20 protein-coding genes are annotated in these 25,062 nt (G+C 69.8%); 13 read left to right on the top strand and 7 right to left on the bottom strand.

Annotation, left to right across the window (positions count from 1 at the left end; translation table 11 throughout):
* Nucleotides 1-77 precede the first annotated feature (77 nt).
* From RM1_RS16640 to RM1_RS27065, 6 genes are all read left to right on the top strand, one after another.
* Nucleotides 78-1,805, top strand: a complete 1,728-nt coding sequence (locus tag RM1_RS16640) for an Hsp70 family protein (protein ID WP_072752853.1) — start codon at nt 78-80, stop codon at nt 1,803-1,805.
* Nucleotides 1,806-1,923: 118 nt separating this feature from the next.
* Complete coding sequence (locus tag RM1_RS16635) at nt 1,924-3,273, top strand: S1 family peptidase (RefSeq protein ID WP_072752852.1); 1,350 nt, start codon at nt 1,924-1,926, stop codon at nt 3,271-3,273.
* Nucleotides 3,274-3,391: 118 nt separating this feature from the next.
* Complete coding sequence (locus tag RM1_RS16630) at nt 3,392-4,690, top strand: S1 family peptidase (protein ID WP_072752851.1); 1,299 nt, start codon at nt 3,392-3,394, stop codon at nt 4,688-4,690.
* Between the two features lie 232 nt (nt 4,691-4,922).
* Nucleotides 4,923-6,131: an Ig-like domain-containing protein gene (locus RM1_RS16625; protein WP_083576776.1), complete on the top strand. Its 1,209-nt coding sequence runs from the start codon at nt 4,923-4,925 to the stop codon at nt 6,129-6,131.
* Entirely contained in the window at nt 6,128-6,526 is a 399-nt protein-coding gene (locus RM1_RS16620) for a S1 family peptidase (protein WP_072752849.1), read from the top strand. The genes RM1_RS16625 and RM1_RS16620 overlap by 4 nt, the downstream gene beginning before the upstream one ends.
* Before the next feature lie 176 nt (nt 6,527-6,702).
* Entirely contained in the window at nt 6,703-6,828 is a 126-nt protein-coding gene (locus RM1_RS27065; RefSeq protein WP_281252173.1) for a hypothetical protein, read from the top strand.
* A gap of 153 nt (nt 6,829-6,981) precedes the next feature.
* Here RM1_RS27065 and RM1_RS16615 read toward each other — a convergent pair whose 3' ends face one another.
* A complete protein-coding gene (locus RM1_RS16615) occupies nt 6,982-7,674 on the bottom strand; it encodes a DUF8020 domain-containing protein (RefSeq protein WP_072752848.1) in 693 nt (230 codons plus the stop codon).
* A gap of 328 nt (nt 7,675-8,002) precedes the next feature.
* Between RM1_RS16615 and RM1_RS16610 the strand changes: the two genes are divergently transcribed.
* Both RM1_RS16610 and RM1_RS16605 read left to right on the top strand, forming a co-directional pair.
* Nucleotides 8,003-11,200: a (Fe-S)-binding protein gene (locus RM1_RS16610; RefSeq protein ID WP_072752847.1), complete on the top strand. Its 3,198-nt coding sequence runs from the start codon at nt 8,003-8,005 to the stop codon at nt 11,198-11,200.
* A gap of 246 nt (nt 11,201-11,446) precedes the next feature.
* The gene (locus RM1_RS16605) at nt 11,447-12,403 is read left to right on the top strand and encodes a type IV toxin-antitoxin system AbiEi family antitoxin domain-containing protein (RefSeq protein ID WP_072752870.1); all 957 of its coding nucleotides are present in this window, start codon (nt 11,447-11,449) and stop codon (nt 12,401-12,403) included.
* A gap of 112 nt (nt 12,404-12,515) precedes the next feature.
* On the opposite strand, the gene RM1_RS16600 is transcribed toward RM1_RS16605, so the two are convergent.
* Both RM1_RS16600 and RM1_RS16595 read right to left on the bottom strand, forming a co-directional pair.
* On the bottom strand, nt 12,516-14,465 hold the full coding sequence (locus tag RM1_RS16600; RefSeq protein WP_072752846.1) for a S9 family peptidase: 1,950 nt from the start codon (nt 14,463-14,465) through the stop codon (nt 12,516-12,518).
* Between the two features lie 55 nt (nt 14,466-14,520).
* Nucleotides 14,521-15,915 carry a carotenoid oxygenase family protein gene (locus tag RM1_RS16595; RefSeq protein ID WP_072752845.1) on the bottom strand — a complete coding sequence of 465 codons (1,395 nt, stop codon included), beginning with the start codon at nt 15,913-15,915 and terminating at the stop codon, nt 14,521-14,523.
* A gap of 116 nt (nt 15,916-16,031) precedes the next feature.
* On the opposite strand from RM1_RS16595, the gene RM1_RS16590 reads away from it, so the two are divergent.
* The 4 genes from RM1_RS16590 to RM1_RS16575 all read left to right on the top strand — a co-directional run bounded on the left by RM1_RS16590 (nt 16,032) and on the right by RM1_RS16575 (nt 19,362).
* Nucleotides 16,032-17,339, top strand: a complete 1,308-nt coding sequence (locus tag RM1_RS16590) for a pyridoxal phosphate-dependent aminotransferase (protein ID WP_425528699.1) — start codon at nt 16,032-16,034, stop codon at nt 17,337-17,339.
* A 185-nt stretch (nt 17,340-17,524) separates the two neighbouring features.
* The gene (bluB, locus tag RM1_RS16585) at nt 17,525-18,154 is read left to right on the top strand and encodes a 5,6-dimethylbenzimidazole synthase (RefSeq protein ID WP_072752843.1); all 630 of its coding nucleotides are present in this window, start codon (nt 17,525-17,527) and stop codon (nt 18,152-18,154) included.
* Between the two features lie 87 nt (nt 18,155-18,241).
* Nucleotides 18,242-18,922 carry a helix-turn-helix domain-containing protein gene (locus RM1_RS16580; RefSeq protein WP_072752842.1) on the top strand — a complete coding sequence of 227 codons (681 nt, stop codon included), beginning with the start codon at nt 18,242-18,244 and terminating at the stop codon, nt 18,920-18,922.
* The gene (locus RM1_RS16575; protein ID WP_072752841.1) at nt 18,919-19,362 is read left to right on the top strand and encodes a hypothetical protein; all 444 of its coding nucleotides are present in this window, start codon (nt 18,919-18,921) and stop codon (nt 19,360-19,362) included. The genes RM1_RS16580 and RM1_RS16575 overlap by 4 nt, the downstream gene beginning before the upstream one ends.
* Here the strand turns inward: RM1_RS16575 and RM1_RS16570 are convergent.
* The 4 genes from RM1_RS16570 to RM1_RS16555 all read right to left on the bottom strand — a co-directional run bounded on the left by RM1_RS16570 (nt 19,352) and on the right by RM1_RS16555 (nt 23,445).
* A complete protein-coding gene (locus RM1_RS16570; RefSeq protein WP_072752840.1) occupies nt 19,352-20,749 on the bottom strand; it encodes a cytochrome P450 in 1,398 nt (465 codons plus the stop codon). The genes RM1_RS16575 and RM1_RS16570 overlap by 11 nt on opposite strands.
* Nucleotides 20,749-21,954 carry an MAB_1171c family putative transporter gene (locus tag RM1_RS16565; RefSeq protein WP_072752839.1) on the bottom strand — a complete coding sequence of 402 codons (1,206 nt, stop codon included), beginning with the start codon at nt 21,952-21,954 and terminating at the stop codon, nt 20,749-20,751. The genes RM1_RS16570 and RM1_RS16565 overlap by 1 nt, the downstream gene beginning before the upstream one ends.
* An 8-nt stretch (nt 21,955-21,962) precedes the next feature.
* Nucleotides 21,963-22,487, bottom strand: coding sequence for a hypothetical protein (locus RM1_RS16560; RefSeq protein ID WP_143069454.1), 525 nt, complete (start codon nt 22,485-22,487; stop codon nt 21,963-21,965).
* A gap of 421 nt (nt 22,488-22,908) precedes the next feature.
* The gene (locus tag RM1_RS16555) at nt 22,909-23,445 is read right to left on the bottom strand and encodes an AMIN-like domain-containing (lipo)protein (RefSeq protein ID WP_245816399.1); all 537 of its coding nucleotides are present in this window, start codon (nt 23,443-23,445) and stop codon (nt 22,909-22,911) included.
* 282 nt (nt 23,446-23,727) lie between these two features.
* Here RM1_RS16555 and RM1_RS16550 point away from each other — a divergent pair, with 282 nt between their 5' ends.
* Nucleotides 23,728-25,026 (top strand): YibE/F family protein, encoded by a 1,299-nt coding sequence (locus RM1_RS16550; protein ID WP_072752838.1) that lies wholly within the window; start codon nt 23,728-23,730, stop codon nt 25,024-25,026.
* Nucleotides 25,027-25,062 lie beyond the last annotated feature (36 nt).

Genomic DNA, 25,062 nt, shown 5'->3' with positions numbered 1-25,062 from the left:
CCCGAGATCGCGCATCGGTCCGGCAGCGCGACGCGCGACACCCCGGCGAGCGCGGCAGTTATGAGACGGGGGAAGACATGGCCGCGGGGCTTGGGCTGGGGGTCGGCGGCACCAACGCCGTTGCGGTCCTCCACACCACCGGTGATCCTGGTACCGACGCCGAGCCGGCCATCATCGCTCGCCCCGCCACACTGCAGTTGACGGCGGCGGGCGAGGCGGTGCTCGGCTCTCCGCTCGATGCACCCGACGTCATCTCCGGGTTCGCCGCGCACGCAGGCGATCCGGCCGGGCTGGTGATCGGCGACGGCTCCGCATACCTGGCCGAGGACCTGGTCGCCACCGCGATGCACAGTCTCGTGCACGAGGCCGCCGACGCCTTCCCCGGATTGTCCGAGCAGCCCGAGATCGTCGCCACCCACCCCGCGCGCTGGTCCGAGGCGACCGTTGAGTCGATGCGGGACGCCCTCGCGCACGTCGGGCTGGCCGGGGTGACGCTGACCCCGGAGCCGGTGGCCGCGGTGGCCTGGCTGGAGGCGGCCCACGGCAGGCTGGGCGACGCGATCGTCGCGGTCTACGACCTCGGTGGCAGCGGGCTCGACATCTCCCTGGTTCGCACGGGGGCGGAGGCAGGGCTGCTCCGGCCGTCGACCTTCACCACCCGATTCGGTGGCGACACCTTCGACCAGGCGATCCTCGAGCACGTCCTTGGCGCGGCCGCGGGCGACCTCGGGCCGGTGGACCTGAGCGATCCGGCCACCAGGGCCGAGCTGTCGGCGTTGCGGCGCCGGTGCGCCGACGCCAAGGAAGCACTGTCAACGGCGACCGAGACGTCGATCGCGGTGGAGATCGCAGGCGCGACCGCCACCGTCACCCTGCTGCGGAGCGAGCTCGAGGAGCTGCTGGAGTCGTCGATCACCGGATCGCTCGATCTCGTGGAGCAGACCATCGGCGCCCATGACCTGGCGCCGTCCGACGTGTGCGCTCTGTTGCTGACCGGCGGCGGCTCGACGATGCCGCTGGTGTCGCGACTGGCCGAGGCGACCATCGGCCTGCCGACGGTGCTCGCGCCCCGACCCGGATGCACGGGAGCGCACGGCGCCGCGATCATCGCGGCGGGCGAGGCCTCGTCCGCCACGGACGACGGCATCGCCACGGTGGTCGTCGCCCCGGTCCGCACCGACATCGACGGCGACGCCGACACCGTGACCCTTCCCCCGGTCCCGGTTGCCGGCCCGCCTACCGCGTTCACCGAGGCCGGGCCGGGCCGCCCGGTGCTGCCCGTCCTGCTGGACCCGGACCCGGTGCCGCCGTCCTCCGCCGCCGCGGCGACGCCGATCGCCGCGGCGCCCCGCTCCCGGTTCGAACGGACAACGGTGATCACGGCGGCGGCCGCCGTGATCCTGACCGTCGCACTGGTCGGTCTGGTGGTGAGCCTGCGCTCCTCCGACGCCCCCGCGACCGCGGTTCCCGTCATCGACGAGTCCACGACACCCAAGGTCACCGTCTCGCTGCGCCCAACCACCACGACGACCACCAAGGCGCCCGCGTCCACGACCGCAAGGAGCAGCAAGACGTCGAGCGCAGCCTCGACCGCGCCCACCACCACGGTTCGCCCGACGACCCAGGCCCCGCCGCCCGTCACCACGACGCCACCCGTACAGCCGAGCCCGTCCCATCGGCCGACCACGACCACCAAGACCACGACGACGACCGAGCCCACCACGACGACAACCACGACCACCACAACGACCACGACCACCACGACGACGACCACCACCACGACCACCCCCGAGGACATCGCCTGACGCACGGTGCCCGACTTGCCCGAGTTGCCCGAGCGGTGTACCAGGGACACGGGCGTCGGGGCCGCACTTGCCCTAAGGTGGAGCGCTGATACATCCGCGCTCTCGACGAAGGGTCTTCATGCGTCTCCGGCTGGCGTTCCGCGCCGCAATCCTCGCCTCGGCCACCCTGCTCCCCCTCTCCGCCATCGCTCAGGCCGAACCGCATGAACCCCAGTCGAATTCGCCCGCCGAGGTCGCGCAGCAGCTGCCCGCCGAACTCGTCGACGCGATCGCCCGCGACCTGAAGCTGAGCCCGCAGCAGTACATCGAGCGCGCCGAGGCCGCCCAGCGGCTGGCCGGCTACGCGCAGACCCTGCGCGAGGGCCGCCCCGCCACCTACGCCGGTTCCTGGATGGGCGTCGACGGTGTCCCCGTCGTCGCGGTCACCACCACCGCCGAGGCGCAGCGGGTGGCAGGCGACGGCTACGCCACCCACCTCGCCGCGGTGTCCGCGAAGGATCTCGAGGGTTCGCTGGCACAGCTCAACCAGTGGATCCTCGGGCTGCCGAAGGACGTCTCCTCACAGATCAACTCCACCTCCATCGACGTGCTGGAGAACCGGGTCGTCATCGACGTGGTGAACAGCCCGATCGGCCGGGCACTGAACCTGCCGACGCTGCTGGCCGGGCTGAAGGTCGTGCTGACCCCCGGCGGCCAGCCGCCCGTCGACCAGCACGCGCAGGGCGGCGACACCTACATCACCACGCCGCGCCCGATCACCCGCGACGTCGACCCGGGCGAGATCGGGGTCTGCTCGTTCGGCTTCAACGCCGTCGACGCCGCCGGCGCCCCCTACAACCTCAGCGCGGGCCACTGCGATCCCTCGCAGGAGAACGCGAAGGTGCCCGCGGGCGCCCCGGTCTACCTGCCCGACTTCGCCGACGTCACCCGCAGCACGCAGATCGGCACCTTCCGGCACTCCGCGATGGGTGAGCCCGCCGGCGGCCTCGACTACTCGGTGATCAAGCTCAACGACGCGGGCACCGCCGCCGGGCTGGACAAGCCGACCGTCCGCGGGGCCAACGGCACCACCGTCACCGTGACCGGCACCGCGCGTCCCGTCATCGGCGCGCCGATCTGCAAGTCCGGCCAGACCTCCACCTTCACCTGCGGCCTCGTCCTCGCCGACAGCGTCGACGCCCCGCTGCACATGGCGGACGGCAGCACCCGCCTGGTCCGTGGGTTCGCGGGCTCGACCTGCACCCTCGGCGGCGACAGCGGCGGCGCGATCCTGACCGGGACCAGGGCCCTCGGCATCACCAGCGGCTCCAACTCCGGCGGCGCCCCGAACTGCACGGAGGCCAACCTCGTGCTGGCGCCGGAGGGCGGCACCGCGAGCATCGGCATCCCGATCGAGAAGATCGTCGACCACGCGAACGCGGCTCTCGGCCTCGACCTGCAGGTCCGGGCCGCCGACGCGCGCCGCTGAGCCCAATCATCCGACAGATTCCGGTAGGCAACGGCGGGCGTAACCCATATAGTCGCTACAACTGACCCGGCCCCTTCGGCTTGGTCATGCCCGCATGCCCTCAATCCGAAAGGTCCCCATGCGTAGCGTTCGCGCCCGCCGTGCCGCGATGATCGGCTCTGCGGCCCTCCTCCTGATCGCGCCCGGCGCGGCCCTCGCACACGCGGAGCCTGCCGCACCGGCGCCCGCGACCGCGCTGCCCGCCGACCTGGTGGCCGCGATCCAGCGCGATCTCGGAATCAGCCCGGAGCAGTACCTCGACAAGGCCGAGGCCGGTCAGAAGCTGGTGGAGTTCGCCAACACGCTGCGCGGCAAGTTCCCCGAGTCCTTCGCGGGCGCCTGGCTCGATCCGGCCGGCTCGCCGCTGATCGGTCTGGCGGACGGACCGGACAAGGCCGCCGCCCGCGCCGCCGTCGAGGCCGCCGGCTACAAGGTGAAGGACCTGCCGCGCAGCGAGCGCGCGCTGCGCGACCAGCTCGGCCACATGAACAGCTGGATCGAGAAGCTCCCCGCACCGCTGTCCGGTCTCATCAGCGGCGCCGCCATCGACACGGTGAACAACGACGTCGTGCTGCGCGTCCAGAACACCGCCGAGGGCCAGGGTCTGCAGCTGCCCGACTTCCTCGAGTCCGCACGCGTGGTGCTGGCACCGGCCCTCGGCTCGTCCGCGCCGCCGGCCGCCGAGAGCCCCGTCGCCGCCGACGCCCGCCTCGGTGGCGACGCCTACGCCGCCGAGAACGCGGACGGCGCGTTCCGCTGCTCGCTCGGTTTCAACGGCACCGACGGCTCCGGCCGCACGGTGAACATCTCTGCCGGACACTGCGACCCGAACCGCGACGCCGCGGGCACCGGCGCCGCCTCGATCGCATTCGAGACGCACGGCGCCAAGTTCGGCGATCGCTTCGGCACCTTCGCGAAGTCGACCGTCGAGGGCCTCGACTACTCGGTGATCAAGATCGACGACGCGGCCACCAAGCGTTTCGAGAACAACTTCGTCCGCGCCCCCGGCGCGAACCCGGTGCCGATCACCGGCACCGCCGATCCCGTTGTCGGGGCGCCGGTCTGCAAGTCCGGCCTCACCACCGGCTTCAGCTGCGGCACCATCAACTCCGTCAACCAGATCGTGGACGTCGGAACCCGCACCCTGAAGAACGGCTTCACCGCGAACATCTGTGCGCTGCAGGGCGACAGCGGCGGCGCCGTCGTGACCGGCACCAGGGCGCTGGGCATCTCGAGCGCCTCCAACGTCGGCGACATGGGCTACTGCGAGCTGGCCTCCGTGGTCACCACGCTGGTCGGCGACAGCCCCCAGCTGTACGCCACGCCGATCAACGCGATCCTCGCGGCCAACCCGGGCCTGAAGGTCCGCACGAGCTAGACGAGAACTCTCGGCCTCACGAAAAGGGGCCTCGGACGCGAGATTTCGCGTCCGAGGCCCCTTTTCGCATTCCCGGGTGACACCCCGACCCGCAGATCCGAGCCGACGCACGCCCCTGAGTCCACATTCATCCCATCAATTTTCGGTAGGCAACGGCGGACATCGCCCATACAGTTCCGCAACCGACCCCGGCCCCAACGCCTTGGTCATACCCGCATACCGAAAGGTCCCCATGCGAAGTACCCGAGCCCGCCGTGCCGCGATGATCGGCACCGCGGCACTCCTTCTGGTCGCGCCCTGCGCGACCCTCGCCCAGGCGGCACCCGCCGCACCGACACCCGCGCTGCCCGCGGACCTGGTGGCCGCGGTCCAGCGCGATCTCGGACTCAGCGCGGCCCAGTACCTCGCACAGGCAGAGGCCGGGCGCGAACTGGCGACGTTCGCCGACACGCTGCGCGGCAAGTTCCCCACCGCGTTCGCCGGTGCCTGGCTCGATGCGGCCGGCACCCCGCTGGTCGGCCTGGCCGATGGACCGGACAAGGCCGCCGCCCGCACCGCCGTCGAGGCAGCCGGCTATCAGGTCAAGGACCAGGCGCGCAGCGAGAACACCCTGCGCGAGATGCTCGGCCAGCTCAACAGCTGGACCCAGCAGCTCCCCGCACCACTGTCCGGCCAGATCAACGGCGCCAAGATCGATGCCGTCCGCAACGACATCGCACTCGAAGTCAAGGACACCGCCGCGGGCCAGGGCCTGCAGCTGCCCGACTCCCTCAGCTTCGTGCGGGTGGCGCAGGGGCCAGCACAGGAACCCATCTCGCCCGACCTGCCGGGGCTCGGTTCGCTCGGCTCATCCGGCCCGACCAAGCCCACCGAACCCACCGCCGAGTCGAGCACGGTCACCCTCGACCCCATCACAGCGGCACCCGACGTCAATGAGTACGAGCTGACGGCGAAGGTCACTCCCGCGGCAGCGGGCGGCACCGTCGAATTCAAGGACGGCACCGACGTCATCGGTAGCACAAAGGTCGAGGCCGACGGCACCGCCGTATGGATCTGGAGCCCCGAAACCAACGGCAAGCACACCATCACCGCCACGTTCTCTGGCCGCGACGGCGTCGCCGGATCCACCACCACCCAGCAGGTCACGGTCACCACGGCCGAGGGCACCACGCCCCAGCCGGACCCCGATGCCTTCATGGGTGGCGACGTCTACGATTTCGTGGATACCTCCGGCGGTTCCCACATGTGCTCGCTCGCGTTCAACGCCACCGACGCCTCCGGTCACGCGGCGGTCCTCACCGCCGGACACTGCGACCCGGCCGACCCTTCGACCGCGGCACCCCTGAGGCCTCGAGCGCACACGAGGTGGTCGACGGCGTTCGCGGCGATCGCTTCGGCACCGCCATCAAGACGTCAAAGAGCCCACTCGACTACACGGTGATCAAGATCGACCAGAACTTCGCCAAGCGCTTCGAGAACAACTACGTTCGTGCCCCCGGCCAGGACCCGGTAGCGATCACCGGCACCGCCGACCCCGTGGAAGGGATGCCCGTGTGCATGTCCGGCCGAGTCACCGGCTACCACTGCGGCACGGTCGGATTCGTCGACATCGACACTATTCCCCTCTGGCCGAGTCGTTTCACCGTGAACATCTGTGGACTGGGCGGCGACAGCGGCGGCGCCGTGCTGTCCGGCACCACGGCGCTGGGCATCGCGGTCCGATCGAATAAGGCCATCGAGGGGACGTGCGATTCCGCCACGGTACCCGAGGTGACCGCGACACCGATCACCAACGTCCTCGCGGGAACCCCCGGCCTGAAGATCCGCACCAACTAGGCGCATAGCCTTCCCGAAAAGGGGCCTTGGACGCGAGCTTTCGCGTCCGAGGCCCCTTTTCGCATTCCGGGGTAACTCACCACTTAACCGTTGGTTAACGGTAGAATCCCGTTGTTCCTGGGGCGGGGAGGATTGCGCGCCAGCGACACACCTGGCTGGGGGGCCCAGCCAGAACGATGCCTGGCATTCGCGCCGGCGGACAGAAGGAAAGTTACATGGAGGCATTGCTGCCCGTTCTGATGGATTCGTTCGGCTACGTCGTCAAGATCGCGACGAACATCGGCGGCGCCAACCTGTCCTAGCGCGCAACGCCGGTGCGGGCCTTCCAGCCGGCACCGGCGCCGCTGTGGACCTCGACGGTGCGGGCTCAGACGCCAACGTCAAACGGGCCTACGCAGAACTGCGGCCCGTCACCTCCGGAGAGGTGACGGGCCGCAGTCGTGTTTCTGGGCTTACTACTTCTGCAGGTGCTCCGCGTACATGGTGGTACCCGGCTCGGCGAGCAGGGTCTGACCCAGGCCGATGCCAGCAGCGATCAGCGTCGGGCCGCCGACGGCGATGGTGCCGACGATCGCGCCGATGCCGGCACCGGTGACGCAACCGGGCAGCGCGCCGATGATGCCCGCCGCAAGACCGGGAACGAGGCCCACAACGCAGCCGATGATGGTGCCGGTCAGACCGCCGGTCGCGGTGGCCAGCGCGAGCTGCGAGTTGAAGGTGTTCTGAGCGATCAGATTCTCAGACGGCGAGGCGATGTCCTTGATCGCGATGTTGCCGACGGCGCGGTCGCCGCGATCGGCCGGGGTGACCGACTTGGCCTTGCCGAGATCGAAGATCGGGGTCAGGGTGACGGACTTGCCGTCCTCGCTGATCTTCTGCTCCATCGGGAACTTGAGCGAGTTGAGCTGGAACGCCAGCGGCAGGCTCACGACGGCCTTGCCCGCGTTGTCCTGCAGCTCGATGTTCTTGCCGTCGCCGGAGACCTTGAAGGCGCCCGCGTCGATGGTGGTGACGACCGACTGTCCCTCGACCTTCGAGCTCCAGTCGATGGTCTCGGGCGCTGCCGGTGCCGCGTACGAGGTGCCCGCACCCACACCCATCGCCGCGATCGCCATCAGCGACGTCGCCGCGAACTTCTTCAGCCTCATCTACAAATCCCCTCTGGAAACCAAAATTGACACATGGGTCACAACACAGTCTCGGTGGAGACTAATCTGTGATTCTTCTGAGAACAAGGCGCAGCAATTGCCCGCCAACCACTTCGATCCGCTTACTTCTCCGCAGGTCATCCGGCGAAGTTAGGTTGACCTGCGCTGAACCCCTCGAAGGGGCACAAATTACGGTGAGCGTGAGAACTCCTGTGTCTCGCGTCGGCCTCCCGCTGACGTGACCATGGACTCGACGTTGGCTCGGGATGCTACCGGCGGGTAACTTAACCCGTGTTGGCGTTGCCGTCGTAGAAGGAAAGGCCGTGACATGAACGCCCTGACGATCACGTTGGGCACGATCGGCGCACTGCTCAGCCTCGTGTGTTGGGCCTCATTCTTGAGTGGGGCCTGGACCATGGGGAAGACGGTGCAGCTCGGTCAACCAGCCCCTGACCGCTGGCGCCCGTTCCTCCCCCGCTTCAAGCAGATGATCGTAGAGTTCATCGCGCACACCCGGATGCAGAAGTTCCGCACCGTGGGATGGGCGCACTGGCTCGTGATGATCGGCTTCCTCGGCGGCTTCCTGTTGTGGTTCGAGGCCTACGGCCAGACCTTCAACCCCGAGTTCCACTGGCCGCTGTTCGGCGACACCTGGGTGTGGCACCTGTGGGACGAGCTGCTCGGCATCGGCACCATCGTCGGCATCATCACGCTCATCGTGATCCGCCAGCTCAACCACCCGCGGATCCCCGCGCGCCTCTCGCGCTTCGGCGGCTCGAAGTTCGGCCCGGCCTACTTCGTCGAGATCGTCGTGCTCGTCGAGGGCCTCGGCATGGTGATGGTGAAGGCAGGCAAGATCGCCACCTACGGCCACGCCAACCCGTGGACCGACTTCTTCACCATGAACGTCGCCAAGCTGCTGCCCGCCAGCGCGGTCATGGTCTCGATCTTCGCGTTCGTCAAGCTGATGTCCGGCATGATCTGGCTGTACGTGGTGGGCCGCAACATCACCTGGGGCGTCGCCTGGCACCGCTTCTCCGCGTTCCCGAACATCTACTTCAAGCGTGAGGACGACGGCGACGTCGCCCTCGGCGCCGCGAAGCCGATGATGTCCAAGGGCAAGGCCCTGACCATGGAGAACGTCGATCCTGACACCGACACCCTCGGTGCCGGTCAGATCGAGGACTTCTCCTGGAAGGGCTGGCTGGACTTCACCACCTGCACCGAGTGCGGCCGCTGCCAGTCGCAGTGCCCCGCATGGAACACCGGCAAGCCGCTCTCGCCCAAGCTGCTGATCATGTCGCTGCGCGACCATGGCTACGCCAAGGCGCCGTACCTGCTCGCGGGCGGCAAGAAGGACATGGGCGGCGACGAGGTCGGCCTGGTCGACGGCGACGGCAACGTCAACGAGGCCGCGCTGGCCAAGATCCCCGAAGCCGCACGCACCGAGGCCGAGCGCAAGCTGGTCGGCGAGACCGTCGAGGGCGAGCTCGCGCCGGTCATCGACCTCGAGACGCTGTGGTCGTGCACCAACTGTGGTGCCTGTGTCGAGCAGTGCCCGGTGGACATCGAGCACGTCGACCACATCATCGACATGCGCCGCTACCAGGTGCTCATCGAGTCGGAGTTCCCGTCCGAGCTGGCCGGCCTGTTCAAGAACCTCGAGAACAAGGGCAACCCCTGGGGCCAGAACTCCAAGGACCGCCTCAACTGGATCAACGAGATGGACTTCGAGATCCCGGTGTTCGGCAAGGATGCGGACACCTTCGAGGACTACGAGTACCTGTTCTGGGTCGGCTGCGCCGGTGCCTACGAGGACCGCGCGAAGAAGACCACCAAGGCCGTCGCCGAGCTGCTCGCCACCGCGGGCGTGAAGTTCATGGTCCTGGGCGCCGACGAGACCTGCACCGGTGACTCCGCTCGCCGCGCGGGCAACGAGTTCCTGTTCCAGCAGCTCGCGATGCAGAACATCGAGATGCTCAACTCCGTGTTCGACGGCGTCGAGCAGTCCAAGCGCAAGATCGTCGTCACCTGTGCGCACTGCTTCAACGCGCTCGGCAACGAGTACCCGGAGGTGGGCGGCGACTACGAGGTCATCCACCACACCCAGCTGCTCAACCGCCTGGTGCGCCAGAAGAAGCTGATCCCGGTCGCCTCGGTGTCCGAGGACGTCACCTACCACGACCCGTGCTTCCTTGGTCGCCACAACAAGGTGTACGACGCGCCCCGTGAGCTGATGGAGGCGTCCGGCGCCAAGCTCAAGGAAATGCCGCGCCACGGCGAGCGGTCCATGTGCTGTGGCGCCGGTGGTGCGCGCATGTGGATGGAAGAGAACATCGGCAAGCGCATCAACGTCGACCGCGTGGACGAGGCACTGTCCACGGATCCGAAGAAGATCGCGACCGGCTGCCCCTTCTGCCGCGTCATGCTCACCGACGGCGTCACCGCGCGCCAGGAGCAGGGCCAGGGCGAGGGCGTCGAGGTCGTGGACGTCGCCCAGCTGATGCTGAACTCCATTACCCGGCTCGAGCCGGCGGAGCTGACCGCGAAGATCAAGGTCGAGCCCCGAGTCAAGGCAGCGGCTCCCGTCGCCGAGGCCGCACCGGCCGCCGAGGCCGCACCTGCCGCTCCGGCTGCGGAGTCCCCGGCCGCCGCTCCTGCCGCCGCGAAGCCCCCGGTCAAGGGTCTGGGTATGAAGGGTCTGGCCAAGGCGCCTGGCGCAAAGGCTCCGGGTGCGAAGGCTCCGGGTGCCAAGCCCGCCGCTGCCGCTCCCGCCGCCGAGGCTGCTCCGGCCGCCGAGACCGCTGCTGCTCCGGCCGCCGCACCGAAGGGCCTCGGCCTCAAGGGTGGCGCGAAGGCACCGGGCAAGGGTCTTGGCATGAAGGGTGGGGCCAAGGCTCCGGGCGCCAAGCCCGCGGCCGCAGCACCCGCCGCCGAGGCTCCGGCCGCCGCCGAGGCCGCTCCGGCCGCTGCTGCGGAGGCTCCGGCCGCCGCTCCCGCCGCCAAGCCGAAGGGGCTGGGCCTCGCGGCCGGCGCCAAGGCTCCCGGCAAGGGTCTGCAGATGAAGGGTGGGGCCAAGGCTCCCGGCGCCAAGGCTGCCGCTCCGGCCGCCGAAGCACCGGCCGCACCGGCACCTGCCGCCGAGGCTCCGGTTGCGGAGACCCCAGCTGAGGCTCCGGCCGCCAAGGCTCCGGCCGCGCCGCCGCAGCCGAAGGCGGGCGGGCTCGGGTTCAAGGCGGGCGCCAAGGCCCCGGGTGCACGCAAGGCCGCTCCGGCCGCAGCGGCGCCCGCGGCTCCGGCCCCGGCCGCTGAGAGTGCACCTGTCGAGGCCGCACCCGCCGCCGAGAGTGCACCTGTCGAGGCCGCACCGGTCGCCGAGAGTGCACCTGCCGCCGAGGCTCCCGCCGCGAACGGTGCACCCGCCGACAACGGTGCTCCCGCCGCTGAGGCCGCTCCGCTGCCTCAGCCGAAGGCAGGCGGACTCGGGTTCAAGGCAGGCGCCAAGGCCCCCGGCCGCAAGAAGTAGCAATACCCAGCAACGCGCCCCCACCGACTCTCGGTGGGGGCGCGTTCTGTTTCCGCCCCCACCTGCACACCCTTTCTCCGGCCGTCACACGGCCACTGCACGCCGACTACGGGTGTGCACGCGCCAAAAGGGGTGTGCGATCAAGGGTCCGGCGGGTCGTCCACAGGTCGAAGGTTGTCCACAGCCCGGATGGATACCCCGCTCGACCCCCTCCCCTCCGCCGAGCCAGGGTGCACGATGCCGCTCATGGGCGAGATCATCCGGAGACCCGAGGCACTGCGGCGCGGCGCAACCGATCGGCAACTCCAGCGGATGTGTGCTCGGGGGAGCTGGCGGCGGCTGCGTCCGGGATCCTTCACCGACCGCGAGCAGTTCGACGCCCTCGATTCCGTCGGTCGACATCGGATGCTCGCGGAGTCGACGGTCCTCGCGTCCTCTCCCGACGCCGTGCTCAGCCACCAATCCGCCGCCGTCGTCCACGGTCTCGCGCTGTGGAACACACCCCTGCTGCGCGTGCACCTCACCCGTGATCGCCGCACCGGTGGACGCGCATCGGCGGTCCGGCACGTCCACTCCGCCGCGCTCGATGCATCGGAGGTGACCGAGGTCGACGGGCTGCGGGTCACCACGCTGGCGCGCACAATCCTCGACCTCGCGAGGACACTGCCGTTCGAGCAGGTCCTGGTCGTCGGGGACCATGCGCTGCACAGCACTCCGCTCTCGTCCGACGACCTCAATGATGCGGTCGCGTCGATCGCAGGCCGCCCCGGCAGCGCCGTCGCCCGGCGCGTGCTCGGCCTGCTCGACGGCCGGTCGGAGAGCGTGGGCGAATCCCGTAGCCGGGTGCTCTTCCTCCGCCACCAGCTCCCCTTGCCTGAACCGCAGCCGAATCTCTACACCGCCGACGGAGAACACCTCGGTCGGGTGGACTTCCTCCTCGAGGAGCTCGGTGTGGTCGGCGAGTTCGACGGTCTGTCGAAGTACGGCAGGCTGGTGCCGGATGGCCAGACCCCGGCGGACGTGGTGTGCGCGGAGAAGCTGCGAGAGGACGCGATCCGGGCGGAGGGCTGGGAGGTCGTTCGGTGGACCTGGAGCGATCTGGCCACCCCGCCGAAGCTGATCCGGCGAATCCTCGACGCGATCGAGCGCGCCCGGCCGCGGTCGGCACCGAGCGGAAGGGTGGCGTACACCCCGCGCCCATGAGCACACGGCGCCGTCGTGACCGCGGGCCGACACACACCTTCTGCCTCCGTCACACCCCCAGTGCACGCGCAATCCGGGTGTGCCGGCGCGAACGGGTATGTGCCGGCGGTGGCTACGGACGCCAGAGCTCGAGCCGCGGGATGCCGGGCGTCTCGAAGCCGAGCACCTGGCCGTAGAACGACAGCTCCGCCTCGCGCGAGCTGACGATGGTCTCCACCTTCCGGAAGCCGTGCGCCTCGCCCTCGTACGCCAGGTACGCGTGCGGTATGCCCTTGCGCACCATCGCGTCCCGGAACCGCTCCGCCTGCGACGGCGGCACGATCGGGTCCGAGAGGCCCTGCAGCAGCAGCACCGGGCAGGAGAGCCCGTCGACGTTGTTCACCGGTGCCCGCCGCGCATAGAGCTCCTTGCTCTCCGGCAGCGGACCGATCAGACCGTCGATGTACCTGGACTCGAAATCGTGCGTCTCCTGGACGAACAGTTCGAGCTCGGCGACACCGTAATACGAGGCACCGCAGGCGAACACGTCGGAGGTTGTCAGCGCCGCCAGCACCGTCCAGCCGCCTGCCGAGCCGCCCTCGATCGCGAGCCGCCGCGGGTCGGCCAGGCCGGCGTCGGCCAGCCCGCGGACGGCTGCGATGGTGTCCTCGACGTCGACGATCCCCCACTGCCCACGAAGCCGGTTGCGGTACTCGCGACCGTATCCGCTCGACCCGCCGTAGTTCACGTCGATCACGCCGATCCCGCGGCTGGTGAAATACGCGAACACCATGCTCAGTGCGGGCGCGACGTGCGCGGTCGGGCCGCCGTGCACGAACGCGACGTACGGCGGCAGCTCCCCGTCCACCCCCGTGTAGTTCGGGTTGCGCGGCGCGTAGGCGTACGCGTGCACCTCACGCCCCTGCGGACCGGTGAGCGTGATCGGTTGCGCGGTGGGCAGATACGCGACGTCGGGCAGACCGTCGACGCCGAGACGGACATCGGTGACCGCACCCGTGCCCAGGTCCAGCACCCGCAGTCCACCCGGCGTCTGGGCGCCACCGCTGCGCAGCAGCACCCGATCGCCGCGCAGGTCCGTGATGCCGAGCGAGGTGAGGTCGCCGAGGTCGAGATCCGAGATCGAGCCGTCGGACGGGTCGACCACCGCCAGGGTGTCCGTGCCGACCGTGCGGGTGGTGAGCAGGCGACCGTCCGCCAGCTCGGTGTACCAGCGGACACCGAGATGCCACAGGGGCGCGCCGAAGTCCGCATCCAGCGGGCACACCGGCCGCGGCGGCTGCGGACCGAGATCCACCCGGTACAGGTTCCACCAGCCGCTGCGGTCGCTGATCGCGTAGAGAGAGCCGTCGTCGAACCACTGGGGCTGCAGCACCGATTCCTCTGGCCCGCCGAGCAGCACCCGACCCGGTCCGCAGACTCCGTTCTCGTCGAGCTCGGCGACCCGCAGTTCGGTACCGTCCCATGGCATCTGCGGGTGGTCCCAGGCGATCCAGGCGAGTCGCCTGCCGTCGGGCGAGAGCCGCGGGTAGGCGAGGAAGTGCGAGCCCGACACCACCGATCGCGGCCGCGCGGGATCGCCGCCCCCGGAACCGTCGAGCGGGATCGCGCAGATGTCGCGGCGCACCTCGCCATCGGCCGAATGGGTCTCGCGCACGCACCACACCTCGTCGCCGACGACGCTCAGCTCGCCGTACCGCAGCCCCGCACGGACCGCGGGCGGCGGCGTGAGCGGGATCGGGTGCTCGCCAGGACGGAGCGCGTACACACGTTGGTCGCTGAACTCCGCGAACACCAACCGGCCGTCGTGGGTGACCGTCCATGCGCCGCCGCCGTACTCGTGCACCCGCGTGCGGGCATTCCACGGCGGCGGCAGCACGTCCTCGGGCTCCCCGCGCCGGTCCGAGCGTCGGATCGAGGTCCGCCCGCCCTCGCTGGGGCGCAGCTCGGACCACCAGATCTCCTCGCCGACAAAGTGGCCGGCGTCGACCGGGTGCCCGCTCGAGGCGAGGTCCGCGGCGGTGATCGGTGATATCCAGGATCCGTACGGTGCGCGCTGTGGCATGCGGTCCAACTTAGGCCGAGTCGACGACAACGCGGGGTCGGCGCGCGAGCCCACATCACGCGGGCAACCACGCTCCGTGCAGCCCGGCGGGCACCCGGAGCGGCAACCGCACCCTGCCGAGCGGGCCCGCGCCGGGGTCCTCGGCAGGGAGCACACAGAACCACGACGACATGTCGGCGCGGTCGGTGCCGATCATCCCCCAGTAGTCGTGCTCCGCGCCGGGCATGAAGATCGGTTCGCCCACCGTGAGGCTGCCCGGATCCCAGTGCGCCTCGGATCCCGACGGGTCGAAGAACCACAACGAATCCATCGGGCCCTCGCGGCCGGCGAGCTTGCCGACCGTCGCGACGGTGCCGTGGCCCCTGGTGAGGCTGCGGTCGTCGATGCGGGGGAATTCGACGTCCCTGTCCGACAAGACCGTTCGCTGCACCGCGCCGGTCTCCGGATCGATCACCGCTCGCATCAGCGTGCCGACGGACGGGCGATCGGCGTCCGCGAACCCGCCCGGGTACGACCATTGCGCGTAGTCGACGCTCACCCGCCCGTCCGGCAGGTCGAACCCGTTCGCGAAGTGCCACACCCAGAACGCCTCGCAGCTGGCCCACCGGACCGGCCCGCCGTCGCGCGGGATCAGCGCCACCCTGGTGCCGTCCTCGGGCCGCCAGTCCAGTACCGACCCGCCGGTGAGCAGGCCGGCCATGTCGAACGCCAACGGGCACACCATCAGCACGATGTAGCGCTCGGTCAGGGCCATGTCGTGGATCATCAGCGCCTGGTCCATCCCGGTCACCGGCGTGGGCGGGCGGGCCAGCGAACCGTCGGCCGCGACCACGGACCAGGTCAGGTAGGGCGGGTCGAGCAGGTAGTTGAACAGCACCAACTCCCCCGTTGCCGGGTCGATCTTGGGGTGCGCGGTGCTGCCGACCGCCATCGCGCCGTCGCAGCTCTCCGGGCCGAGGGTGCGCAGGTCGGCCGGGTCGAGCAGGTAGGGCCGGGTGGTCTCGGCCATCGCCATCAGCCGTCCGCCGTGCCGGACCACGTTGATGTCCGGCAGCTCGCGCGGCGTCCCGGCCAGTTCGGGCCCGACCTCCGCCTCGCTCGGCGTGTACAGGTCGGTCACGCCTGCCCAGATCGCGTGCCCGACCTTCTCCTCCGCCACCACCATCGGCGTCCGGACGAACCGGTTGGTGTACCGGGCGGCGCCGTCCGCCAGCTCGATCCGGTGCACCATGCCGTCGCCGTCGAGTGGGTAGACGTACCGGCCGATCGGGTCGTACCGCGGGTTGGGCCCGTTGCGCAGGTACGCGCCGTACAGGTCCGACGGCAGCTCGCCCACGACCTCGAGGTCACGGACGTCGACCTCCTCCCGCTGCGGCTCGAAGACTCCCGTCAGGTGCGAGTGGTGCGCGAGGTCGACGGGCGCGGGCCGGGGAAAGCTCGGTGCGTTCATGGGAAGGCCACTTCCGTGCGGAGTTCGTTCCGTCTTTCAGGGTCCTCCCCCCTGGCGCCGCCGAACAACGATTTCGTGGTGCGGACCGCATCCGATCAGCCCGTTACCTGGGCCACATGCGGGGTAGTGCGAGAAATCCGCTTGAACCGGGGTGGCACCATGGACCGGTGACCGTCTCGGAGCCCTCCCACCACACCCACATCCAGCCGCGCGTGCTCAACCAGTCCGCGAAGCTGCAGAACGTGCTGTATGAGATCCGTGGACCGGTACACGCGCACGCCGCCCGGCTCGAGGCCGAGGGCCACCGCATCCTCAAGCTGAACATCGGCAACCCTGCCCCGTTCGGGTTCGAGGCACCCGACGTGATCATGCGCGACATGATCGCCGCGCTGCCCACCGCGCAGGGCTACTCCGACTCCAAGGGCATCCTGTCCGCCCGCCGCGCGATCGTCACCCGCTACGAGCTGGTCCCGGGCTTCCCCGACCTCGACGTCGACGACGTCTACCTCGGCAACGGCGTCTCCGAGCTGATCACTATGACGATGCAGGCGCTGCTCGACAACGGCGACGAGGTGCTGATCCCGGCGCCCGACTACCCGCTCTGGACCGCGACGACCAGCCTCGCCGGCGGCACCCCTGTGCACTACCTGTGCGACGAGTCCGACGGCTGGAACCCGGACATCGCCGACATCGAGTCGAAGATCACCCCGCGCACCAAGGCGATCGTGGTGATCAACCCGAACAACCCGACCGGCGCGGTCTACACGGCCGAGGTGTTGAGCCAGATCGTCGCGCTGGCCCGCAAGCACCAGCTGCTGCTGCTCGCCGACGAGATCTACGACAAGATCCTCTACGACGACGCCAAGCACATCTCGCTGGCCACCCTCGCCCCCGACCTGCTCTGCCTGACCTTCAACGGCCTGTCCAAGGCCTACCGGGTGGCCGGGTACCGCTCGGGCTGGTTGGCCATCACCGGCCCGAAGGACCACGCGGCGAGCTTCCTGGAGGGCATCGACCTGCTCGCCTCCATGCGGCTGTGCCCGAACGTGCCCGCGCAGCACGCCATCCAGGTGGCGCTCGGTGGACACCAGAGCATCGAGGAACTGATCCTGCCCGGCGGCCGGCTGCTCGAGCAGCGCGACGTCGCCTGGGAGCGGTTGAACATGATCCCTGGCGTCACCTGTGTGCGGCCGAAGGGCGCGCTGTACGCCTTCCCGCGGCTCGACCCCAACGTCTACGAGATCCACGACGACGCCAAGCTGGTCCTGGACCTGCTGCTGCAGGAGAAGATCCTGGTCGTCCAGGGCACGGGGTTCAACTGGCCCAACCACGACCACCTGCGGATCGTGACGCTCCCGTGGGCTCGTGACCTGGCGGTCGCGATCGAGCGGTTCGGCAACTTCCTGGCGGGCTACAGCCAGTAGGCGAAGCGTTACCGGCGTCACACACCTATTGGCGCGATCACACACTCGTTCGGCGCCCAGAACGTGTGTGATCCCGGCAACGGGTGTGTGAGCTCGTCAAGCGTTCGCACCGGCGGACAGCTGTCCCGATCGACTACCGTGGCTGGGGTGCACGCACCTCGGATTGCCTCAGCAGGACCGACCGCATGACCGGCGAACCGCTCTCGGTCTATGACGCCATCCGGATGCGCCGCGACGTCCGCGCCGAGTTCACGGGCGAGCGGATCTCCGAGGAGCAACTGACCCGGATCCTGCAGGCCGGGCACTGCGCGCCCAGCGTCGGCAACACCCAGCCGTGGGACTTCGTCGTCGTGCAGAAGCCGGAGACGCTCGACACCTTCGCCGAGCACGTCGCGGGCTGCAGGCGGAACTTCGCCGACTCGCTGCCGCCGGAGCGCCGCTCCACCTTCGACCCGATCAAGATCGAGGGCATCCAGGAGTCCGGCACGGGCGTGGTGGTGACCTACGACGCCAGCCGCGGCGGCGCCAACGTGCTCGGCAGGCACACCGTCGAGGACACCGGTGTGTTCTCCGCGGTGCTCGCGATCCAGAACATCTGGCTGGCCGCGGTCGCGGAGGGCATCGGCGTCGGCTGGGTCTCGTTCTACGAGGAGGACTACCTCACCGATCTGGTGCGGATCCCGTCCCCGGTGCGGCCCATCGCCTGGCTGTGCGTTGGCCCGGTGTCGGAGTTCCAGGAGACGCCCGACCTGGTGCGCTTCGGCTGGCGGGACGGCCGACCGCTCTCCGAGGCCGTGCACCGCGAGAGCTTCTGAACCCGGACACCACCAAAAGCCACAAATAGGCGACAAACCTATGGCCTCGATGTTGGTTAGGTGACCTAGCCAACATATGGTGAACCCATGGTCTCCGAGAGCAGAGCGCGCTTCGGCAGATTCGTCACCGAACGCCGCCGAGCCCTGAATCTGACCCAGGACGAGGTCCGCGCCGCGGGTGGTCCGTCCGATGCAGCACAGACACGGGCCGAGAACGGCACCGGCCCGGAGCCGAGCCAGCGCACCCTCCGCCGCCTCGACATCGGTCTGAACTGGGCCGAAGGCAGCGCGGCTCGCACCCTGCTGGGTGGCGTCCCCACCCCGCTCGAGGCCGAGCCCGACCGCGCCTCCGTCAGGCCGCGCGACGCCACCGAGTTCGGGCCCGACTCCGTCGCGGTGCCGGTCGAGATGATCGCCGACCTGCTGACCCCGCACGCCACCCTCAACTCGTTCCGCGGCAGGTGGGCCGACGTCACCGAGGAGGAGTTCGACAGGGCCACCGACGCGCTCAACGCGGCCATCTCCCGGATCATCGGCGTGTACGTCACCGACCTGCTCGAACGCAACGGCGGCCCGGGAGTCCCGGTCCCCGCCCTGATCGAGTTCGCCTTCGGCCACCATCTCGACGAACCGGTCGGCGACGACCCGGCCGACGCCGAGGAACGGCTCTACCGCCGCTGGCTGGCGGGTCGGCCGATCGATGCGGGCGCCGCCCTCGAGTCGAGGTTCCGACGACGGTGGCAGGCACGACGAGGAGCAGACGCATGACCCGCGCGGACGAACGGCCGATTCCCCTGTCCACCCGGGTCAACCGGCTGTTCGAGTGGGGGCACCGGCGCGGCGACCCCGAGCAGACGAACGAGGAGGTCGCGCTGGCGCTGGGCGAACGACTCCGGCGACCCATCGAGCCGCGGGTGGTCGAGTCCCTCCGCGACGGCAGCCTCGCCGATCCGCCCCTCGACCTCCGCGATGCCGTCGCCGACCATTTCGAGGTCGCGCGGGCATACCTGTCCTGCACCGACTACGGATACGTCGACACTCAGGTCCGGCTCTGCATCAGCGCCCGCGACGCCGGGGTGAGGAGCCTGTCGATGCGCTCACTCACCGATCCCGACCCGGCAGGTGGGACGCTGCCCCGTCAGGCGATGGAGGAACTGATCGGGTTGCTGGCGCGGCTCGGCGGAGCGACGGGGGATGTCACGGACTGACCCGCCTGCGCACCCGCAGCCGGAGCCCCTCCGGCTTGAGGGTGAGCTGCTCCTTGACCCTGAGCTCGTAGCCGGGCTCCGGCTCGAGGTCGTAGCGGTGCACGAGCAACGCCAACGCCAGCACCATCTCGTGCAGCGCGAACTGGCGGCCGATGCACGCCCGCAGCCCTGTGCCGAAGGGCTTGTAGACGTGGCCGGGGCGGGCCCGCACGTTCTCCGGCAGGAACCGGTCCGGGTCGAAGGTCTCGACGTCGGGTCCCCAGACCGGATCGCGGTGCAGGCCGAGCACCAGCACGAAGGCCCAGTCGTTCTCCGCGAACCCGTATCCGTCACCGATCGTGGTGTCGGCGACGGCCTCCCGGAAGTAGCCGGGGGCGGTCGGCCACAGGCGCATCGACTCGTCCACCACCCGGCGCACATAGCGCAGCTTCGCGACCTGCTCGAAGGAGACCTCCGGCCGATCGGTGCCCGGCCACAGCGACTCCACCTCGGCCCGCGCCCTTGCCGCGATCTCCGGGTTCTGCGCCAGGAAGTGCAACGCGAACGCCAACGCGTTGGCCGAGGTCTCGTGCCCCGCGACCAGGAAGGTCAGCACCTGGTTGCGGATGTTCACCTCGTCGAGCCGCTCGCCCGTCTCGGGGTCGGCCGAGTCCAACATCAGGTCCAGCAGGTCGGGGCGACGGGTCTCGTCGGGGCTCGCGCGCCGCTCGGCGATCACCTCGTCGACTACGCCTGCCACGTAGGCGATGTCGGCGTCGTTCTGCCGCTCGGCCTTGCCCGCGAACAGCCCGCGGAACGGGATCGGGATCGCGGTCTGTTCCGCATGCCGCAACGCCCGCAGCATCGCCCCGACGAACGGGTCCTCCTGACCGCCGTGCGCGCGGCCGAACGAGTCGAAGCTGTACCCGAACCCGGCGCGTCCGATCATCTCGAGCGTCAGCTTGCTCATCTCCGCGGGCACGTCGACGAACTCCGCGGTGGCGTGCTCGTCCCACCGAACGATCAGCTCGCGGGTGGTCTCCAGCATCGTCTGGTGGTAGCCGCGCATCGCCTCCCGGGTGAATCCCGGCATCAGGATGTTGTGCGCCTTGGACCAGTTCGGCTCGTGGTGGAACGCGGTGAACAGGCCGTCGGCGACGATGGTCCGCAGCTTCTCCAGCGGCCGGCCGACGTGCTTGCGGAACCGCTTCTCGTCGTTGATCTCCTCGACCAGCTCCGAACCGGTCACGAACGTGAGCTTGGTGCCGACGATGACGCGCTGATAGATCGGGCCGAGCCGCTGGTGCTGCCACAGCGTGCGCTGGCTGGGGGCGCTGCGGTCCATCCCGAGGATGTCGCCCAGCAGGGGGACGCGGCGCGGTGGGTGCGGGATCGGTCGTGTCTCCATCAGATGGCAGAACCCGCACTCACCACTGGTGGGCCGGGGACCGCGCTCCTCTCTCGGGTGTCGGTGCGGCGAAGGTCTCGGGCCTCGCTCGGTTCGGTATGCGCGATGGTCGCGGCGAGCCGCCAGCTGCGGGCCAGCCGCAGCAGCGCGCGCGTCTCGTCGGTGAGGTCGTCGTGCGGGGCGTCCGCCACCCCCGCGGCCGCAGCATCCAGCGGGCCACGCCCGGTCCGTTTCCGCTCGCAGGCGCGCAGCAGCTGGACCGAGCGGCGGACCGCGGACCTGGTGTCGCCGTGGAGCCCGCGCCGGTCCAGTTCGCTCTCCAGATCCGCGTCGACCGCGGCCGAGGTGTACGGCTCCAGTTGCATCGTGGCGTCCCAGATCTCGACGACCGTGCGATGCAGGCGCTCCTCGAACCCAGCGGCGGGCAGGACGACCTGGGGCACCGCGGCCGTCAGCGTCGACCACATCGATTCGAGCTGACGCAGTTCCCGTCGGCGCATCCACATCGCGACGACGGGGACGAAGCTGACCACCGCGATCAGCGCCACCTCGGGGAGGAAGAGGACGTCATTGGATCCGGCCCGCCACCGCGTCAACGCGTTGTCCACGTGGGCTGCCGAGAAGAAGGCCGCGACCGGTCTGGTGAGGTTGTCCACCAGGGAGAACAGACACATCACGCCCACGATCACGGCCATCACCCACTCGAGCCGACCGGGCCCGGACCGCAGGAACTCGTAACAGATCACCAGGGCCACGCACACCGCGACGACGATCGGCATCGAGTACAAGACGAAGTAGACCGCGCACTGCCAGCCGCCCGCCGCCTCGATCGTGAGGCCGGCATCACGGGACTTCTGGCTCAGCATCAGCAGCGAGACACCCAGCGCGAGCGTGAACGCGTACACCGCCGGCTGACGCCAGGACGGCTCGTCCGCACCCTCGGTGAGCGCCGCGGCGAGGCCGAGGATGGCGGCGCCCGCGAGCATCACGCAGAGGTGCGTCAACGGCCGGATGATCGCGACGTCGGTGAGATACGGCGCGAGGGCGGACTGCACCGCTGGCGCCCGCAGGGTCGCCGGCACCGCCCAGAAGAGCAGGACCATGTTGATCCGGCGCTGCGCCGGCGCCTCCCGCATCACGGCCAACCGGATCAGCGTGATCACCCAGATGCCGATCAGCAGCGGCCACATGATCGCCGCGGGCATGGTGGAGGTCAGCTTCGGCTCCAGACAACGTTGTTCAGCCGCGACACCCGCACCGACTGCTTGGCACCGGCCCCGGATCGCGCGCTCACCGCGCCAGAGTCGGCCAGGAACAGCCGCGTCGCGAGGAGCTCGGCCTCCTGCTCCACCTCGTCGTCGTAGGCGGCCCGGCCGAGTAGCGAGCGCACCGTCTCGGGCCGCACGTCTGGGGCCAGTTTCTGCAGCGCCGTCAGGTCGACGTTGAGCCCGGAATCGCCGCGAAGGATGTGGGCCAGTTCGTGGTAGATGATGTGCCTGCGCAGGTAGACGGAGGCGCCGGCGGCGTACATCACGACGTCGTCGTGTTCGCGACCGATCCACAGCCCGCAGGGGGCGCCGCTGATCACCGCAGCCTCGACCGGCTCCAACCGGATCGGTCGCCCGCGTTCGGCCTCCATCCAGCCGATGAAATCGTCGAAGGACCAGGGCCGCTCGATGGGCAGCGCATCCATGAACGCGTCCACCCGCTTGCGCGCCACTTCCAGTGATCGGGCCACCGGCCGACCCTATCGAACGGGTCCCACACACCACCTCGGAGGCTAACTGGACGGCCGACTACCCCCCGCGGTGACAGCCAGTTCCACGCCATGTACATTCTCAGCAGACACCTTGTGTGTCCAGCAAGCCCGATTGCCCCTCCCCCCCCTGTGGGCAATCGGGTCGGTGGCGGGGACACACCCCCCTGTTCCCCGCCACCGCTGCAAAAACTTCCCCGACGTCGGCGCTGACCACTCGCGCACCCGGGTCTCCCCAACCGAGCACGCGCCCCAGCGGTGGCGTCGGTGCGTTCCGCATCGTGTGCGCGCGACAATTGAAGCACAAGAAGCCACAAAAAAGCCACACAGAGGCAACGCTCGGGCTGCGTTCGGCCACAAGCCTGCCGTTGTCCGAGGCTGCACGCGATGCCGGCGATGTTCCTCAGTGCGAAATTGCGACGGCGATCGCGGGACGGTCGATCGATGATTCGACCGACACCGTCGGTGTACCGCTTCGGGTTCCCACGAAGGACTGCACCAGACCGGAGCTACTCGGGTAACCCAGGACCTCGACCACGGAAGACGCCTCGCCCTCGGTCGACAGCCGCATCGGCACCTCGCGCCGCAACGAGGCGATGTTCGAGTCCACTCCGGTCAGGTCGACCTGCAGGACGCACGCACCCGAAATCGGCACGGGGTCATCCGTGCCGTGCAGGAGAGGCATCTGCACGAAGCGGGCGGTCCACCCTATGGATCCGTCGCCGCCGAGACCGAAAACCACGGTGTCGCCATCCGGGGTCCGGTCGATCTCTATCGAATCCAGAGTCGGTAGAACCGGCGGGGGCAGCGGCTGGTCTCCTGGTTGAACTGGCACCAACCCCGGCACGGTGGGCAGGCCCGACGACGGATCTCCGACGTGGAGCTGCCCGGCGAACGACTCGAACTGCTGACACCGGGCCTCCCCGACAGGGTGGTCCACGTCCGGCGCTCCACACGCGGTGGACAAGACCAACGCCGAGAGGACCAGGCCCGCCGAACTCGCCCCGACTCGTTTGGCTACGCCCACAGTGCGGTCGTCCTTCGTCGTCAACGTCACCCGGTCACCGGGTACATCGTCATCGAGCACCGAGCCGTTCCAGGCGGCGCTCGCGCACGCGCCTTGGCCGCGGGAGCGGCTCATCCTTCCGCCCACCCGAGATCGGTACCCTGACCGGATGCGTCAACAGGGCCGCGCGGCCACCATCCGGGCGAGCGGGCCGACATGACCGAGGTCAGGAACAACCATGGCCACGGGCATGGGCACGGCCACGGCCACGGCGGTCCCATCCCGGTCGGCCCGGTCGCGGCCCGGGTGGTCGTCGGACTGCTCGTCGCGATCGGCATCGCCGTGCTCGCAGGCGCGGTCGCCCTGTGGCCGAGCAGCCGCAGCATCGACATCCCTTTGCCCTTCCAGACCTCCGGCGGCGGCGCCGTCGTCACCGAGGCGGGCACCGTCACACTGCAGGACATCGGGCCGTGCGGCAGCGCCTCCGCAGGCAAGCCCTTCACGGGTTCGCCGCAGCCGCCGCCGAACGACTCCTACAACTGCCAGCGCAGCCTCATCGACATCGAGTCCGGCCCGAACGAGGGCACCACGACGCTGCTGGAGATCGGGCCAGGCCCCGGGCAGCCGGATCTACGCGTCGGCGACAACATCCGGCTCGTGCGCCAGACGGATCCGTCCGGCGCCACCGTGTACTCCTTCGAGGACTTCGCCCGCGGGCTGCCGCTGCTTCTGATCGTCGCGGCGTTCGTCATCGTCGTCGCCGTGGTCGCGCGCTGGCGGGGCGTACGCGCCCTGCTCGGGCTCCTGGTCGCCTTCGCCGTGCTCGTCGGGTTCATGCTGCCCGCCCTGCTCGACGGCCAGCCCGCCATCCCGGTCGCCCTCGTCGGCGGCGCCGCCATCCTGTACGCCGTCCTGTACCTGGCCCACGGGGTGAGCCTGCGGACCAGTTCGGCCCTGCTCGGCACGCTGGCGTCGATGCTGCTCGCCGCACTGCTGTCCTGGGTGACGATCGAGATGACGCACCTGACGGGGCTGTCCGAGGAACAGAACACCAACGTGCAGACCTACATCGAGCACGTGAGCATCACGGGGCTGCTGTTCGCCGGGTTCATCATCGGCTCGCTCGGTGTGCTCAACGACGTCACCATCACCCAGGCCTCGACGGCGTTCGAGCTCGCCGACCTCGACCGCAACGCCAACCGCCGCCAGATCTTCGGCTCCGCGATGCGCGTTGGCCGCGACCACATCGCCAGCACCGTCTACACACTGGTGCTGGCCTATGCCGGCGGCGCGCTCCCGCTGCTGCTGCTCTTCAGCGTGGCGGGCCGCTCGATCAACGACGTGCTGCTCGGGGACGCGGTCGCGATCGAGATCGTGCGCTCCTCGGTCGGCGGCATCGCCCTTGCACTGTCCGTCCCGCTCACCACGGCGATCGCGGTGATGCTGGCCCGCCCACCGCGGTCCGGTGCGGCCGCCGCGGTCACGGCGCGGTCCGGCGGAAGGCACGCGCGCTGACGATGCGTGCGGCGCTCGTTCCCCTCGGAAGAGGCG

Source organism: Rhodococcus maanshanensis NBRC 100610 (assembly GCF_001894865.1).
GTDB classification, from domain to species: domain Bacteria; phylum Actinomycetota; class Actinomycetes; order Mycobacteriales; family Mycobacteriaceae; genus Rhodococcus_G; species Rhodococcus_G maanshanensis.
This window is presented reverse-complemented; position numbering and strand designations above follow the sequence as displayed.

Excerpts from the sequence above, each read along its gene's own strand:
- RM1_RS16640 (WP_072752853.1), top strand. The coding sequence starts at position 78 with ATGGCCGCGGGGCTTGGGCTGGGGGTCGGCGGCACCAACGCCGTTGCG.
- RM1_RS16635 (WP_072752852.1), top strand. The coding sequence starts at position 1,924 with ATGCGTCTCCGGCTGGCGTTCCGCGCCGCAATCCTCGCCTCGGCCACC.
- RM1_RS16630 (WP_072752851.1), top strand. The coding sequence starts at position 3,392 with ATGCGTAGCGTTCGCGCCCGCCGTGCCGCGATGATCGGCTCTGCGGCC.
- RM1_RS16625 (WP_083576776.1), top strand. The coding sequence starts at position 4,923 with ATGCGAAGTACCCGAGCCCGCCGTGCCGCGATGATCGGCACCGCGGCA.
- RM1_RS27065 (WP_281252173.1), top strand. The coding sequence starts at position 6,703 with ATGCCTGGCATTCGCGCCGGCGGACAGAAGGAAAGTTACATGGAGGCA.
- RM1_RS16615 (WP_072752848.1), bottom strand. The coding sequence starts at position 7,674 with ATGAGGCTGAAGAAGTTCGCGGCGACGTCGCTGATGGCGATCGCGGCG.
- RM1_RS16610 (WP_072752847.1), top strand. The coding sequence starts at position 8,003 with ATGAACGCCCTGACGATCACGTTGGGCACGATCGGCGCACTGCTCAGC.
- RM1_RS16605 (WP_072752870.1), top strand. The coding sequence starts at position 11,447 with ATGGGCGAGATCATCCGGAGACCCGAGGCACTGCGGCGCGGCGCAACC.
- RM1_RS16600 (WP_072752846.1), bottom strand. The coding sequence starts at position 14,465 with ATGCCACAGCGCGCACCGTACGGATCCTGGATATCACCGATCACCGCC.
- RM1_RS16595 (WP_072752845.1), bottom strand. The coding sequence starts at position 15,915 with ATGAACGCACCGAGCTTTCCCCGGCCCGCGCCCGTCGACCTCGCGCAC.
- RM1_RS16590 (WP_425528699.1), top strand. The coding sequence starts at position 16,032 with ATGCGGGGTAGTGCGAGAAATCCGCTTGAACCGGGGTGGCACCATGGA.
- bluB (WP_072752843.1), top strand. The coding sequence starts at position 17,525 with ATGACCGGCGAACCGCTCTCGGTCTATGACGCCATCCGGATGCGCCGC.
- RM1_RS16580 (WP_072752842.1), top strand. The coding sequence starts at position 18,242 with ATGGTCTCCGAGAGCAGAGCGCGCTTCGGCAGATTCGTCACCGAACGC.
- RM1_RS16575 (WP_072752841.1), top strand. The coding sequence starts at position 18,919 with ATGACCCGCGCGGACGAACGGCCGATTCCCCTGTCCACCCGGGTCAAC.
- RM1_RS16570 (WP_072752840.1), bottom strand. The coding sequence starts at position 20,749 with ATGGAGACACGACCGATCCCGCACCCACCGCGCCGCGTCCCCCTGCTG.
- RM1_RS16565 (WP_072752839.1), bottom strand. The coding sequence starts at position 21,954 with ATGCCCGCGGCGATCATGTGGCCGCTGCTGATCGGCATCTGGGTGATC.
- RM1_RS16550 (WP_072752838.1), top strand. The coding sequence starts at position 23,728 with ATGACCGAGGTCAGGAACAACCATGGCCACGGGCATGGGCACGGCCAC.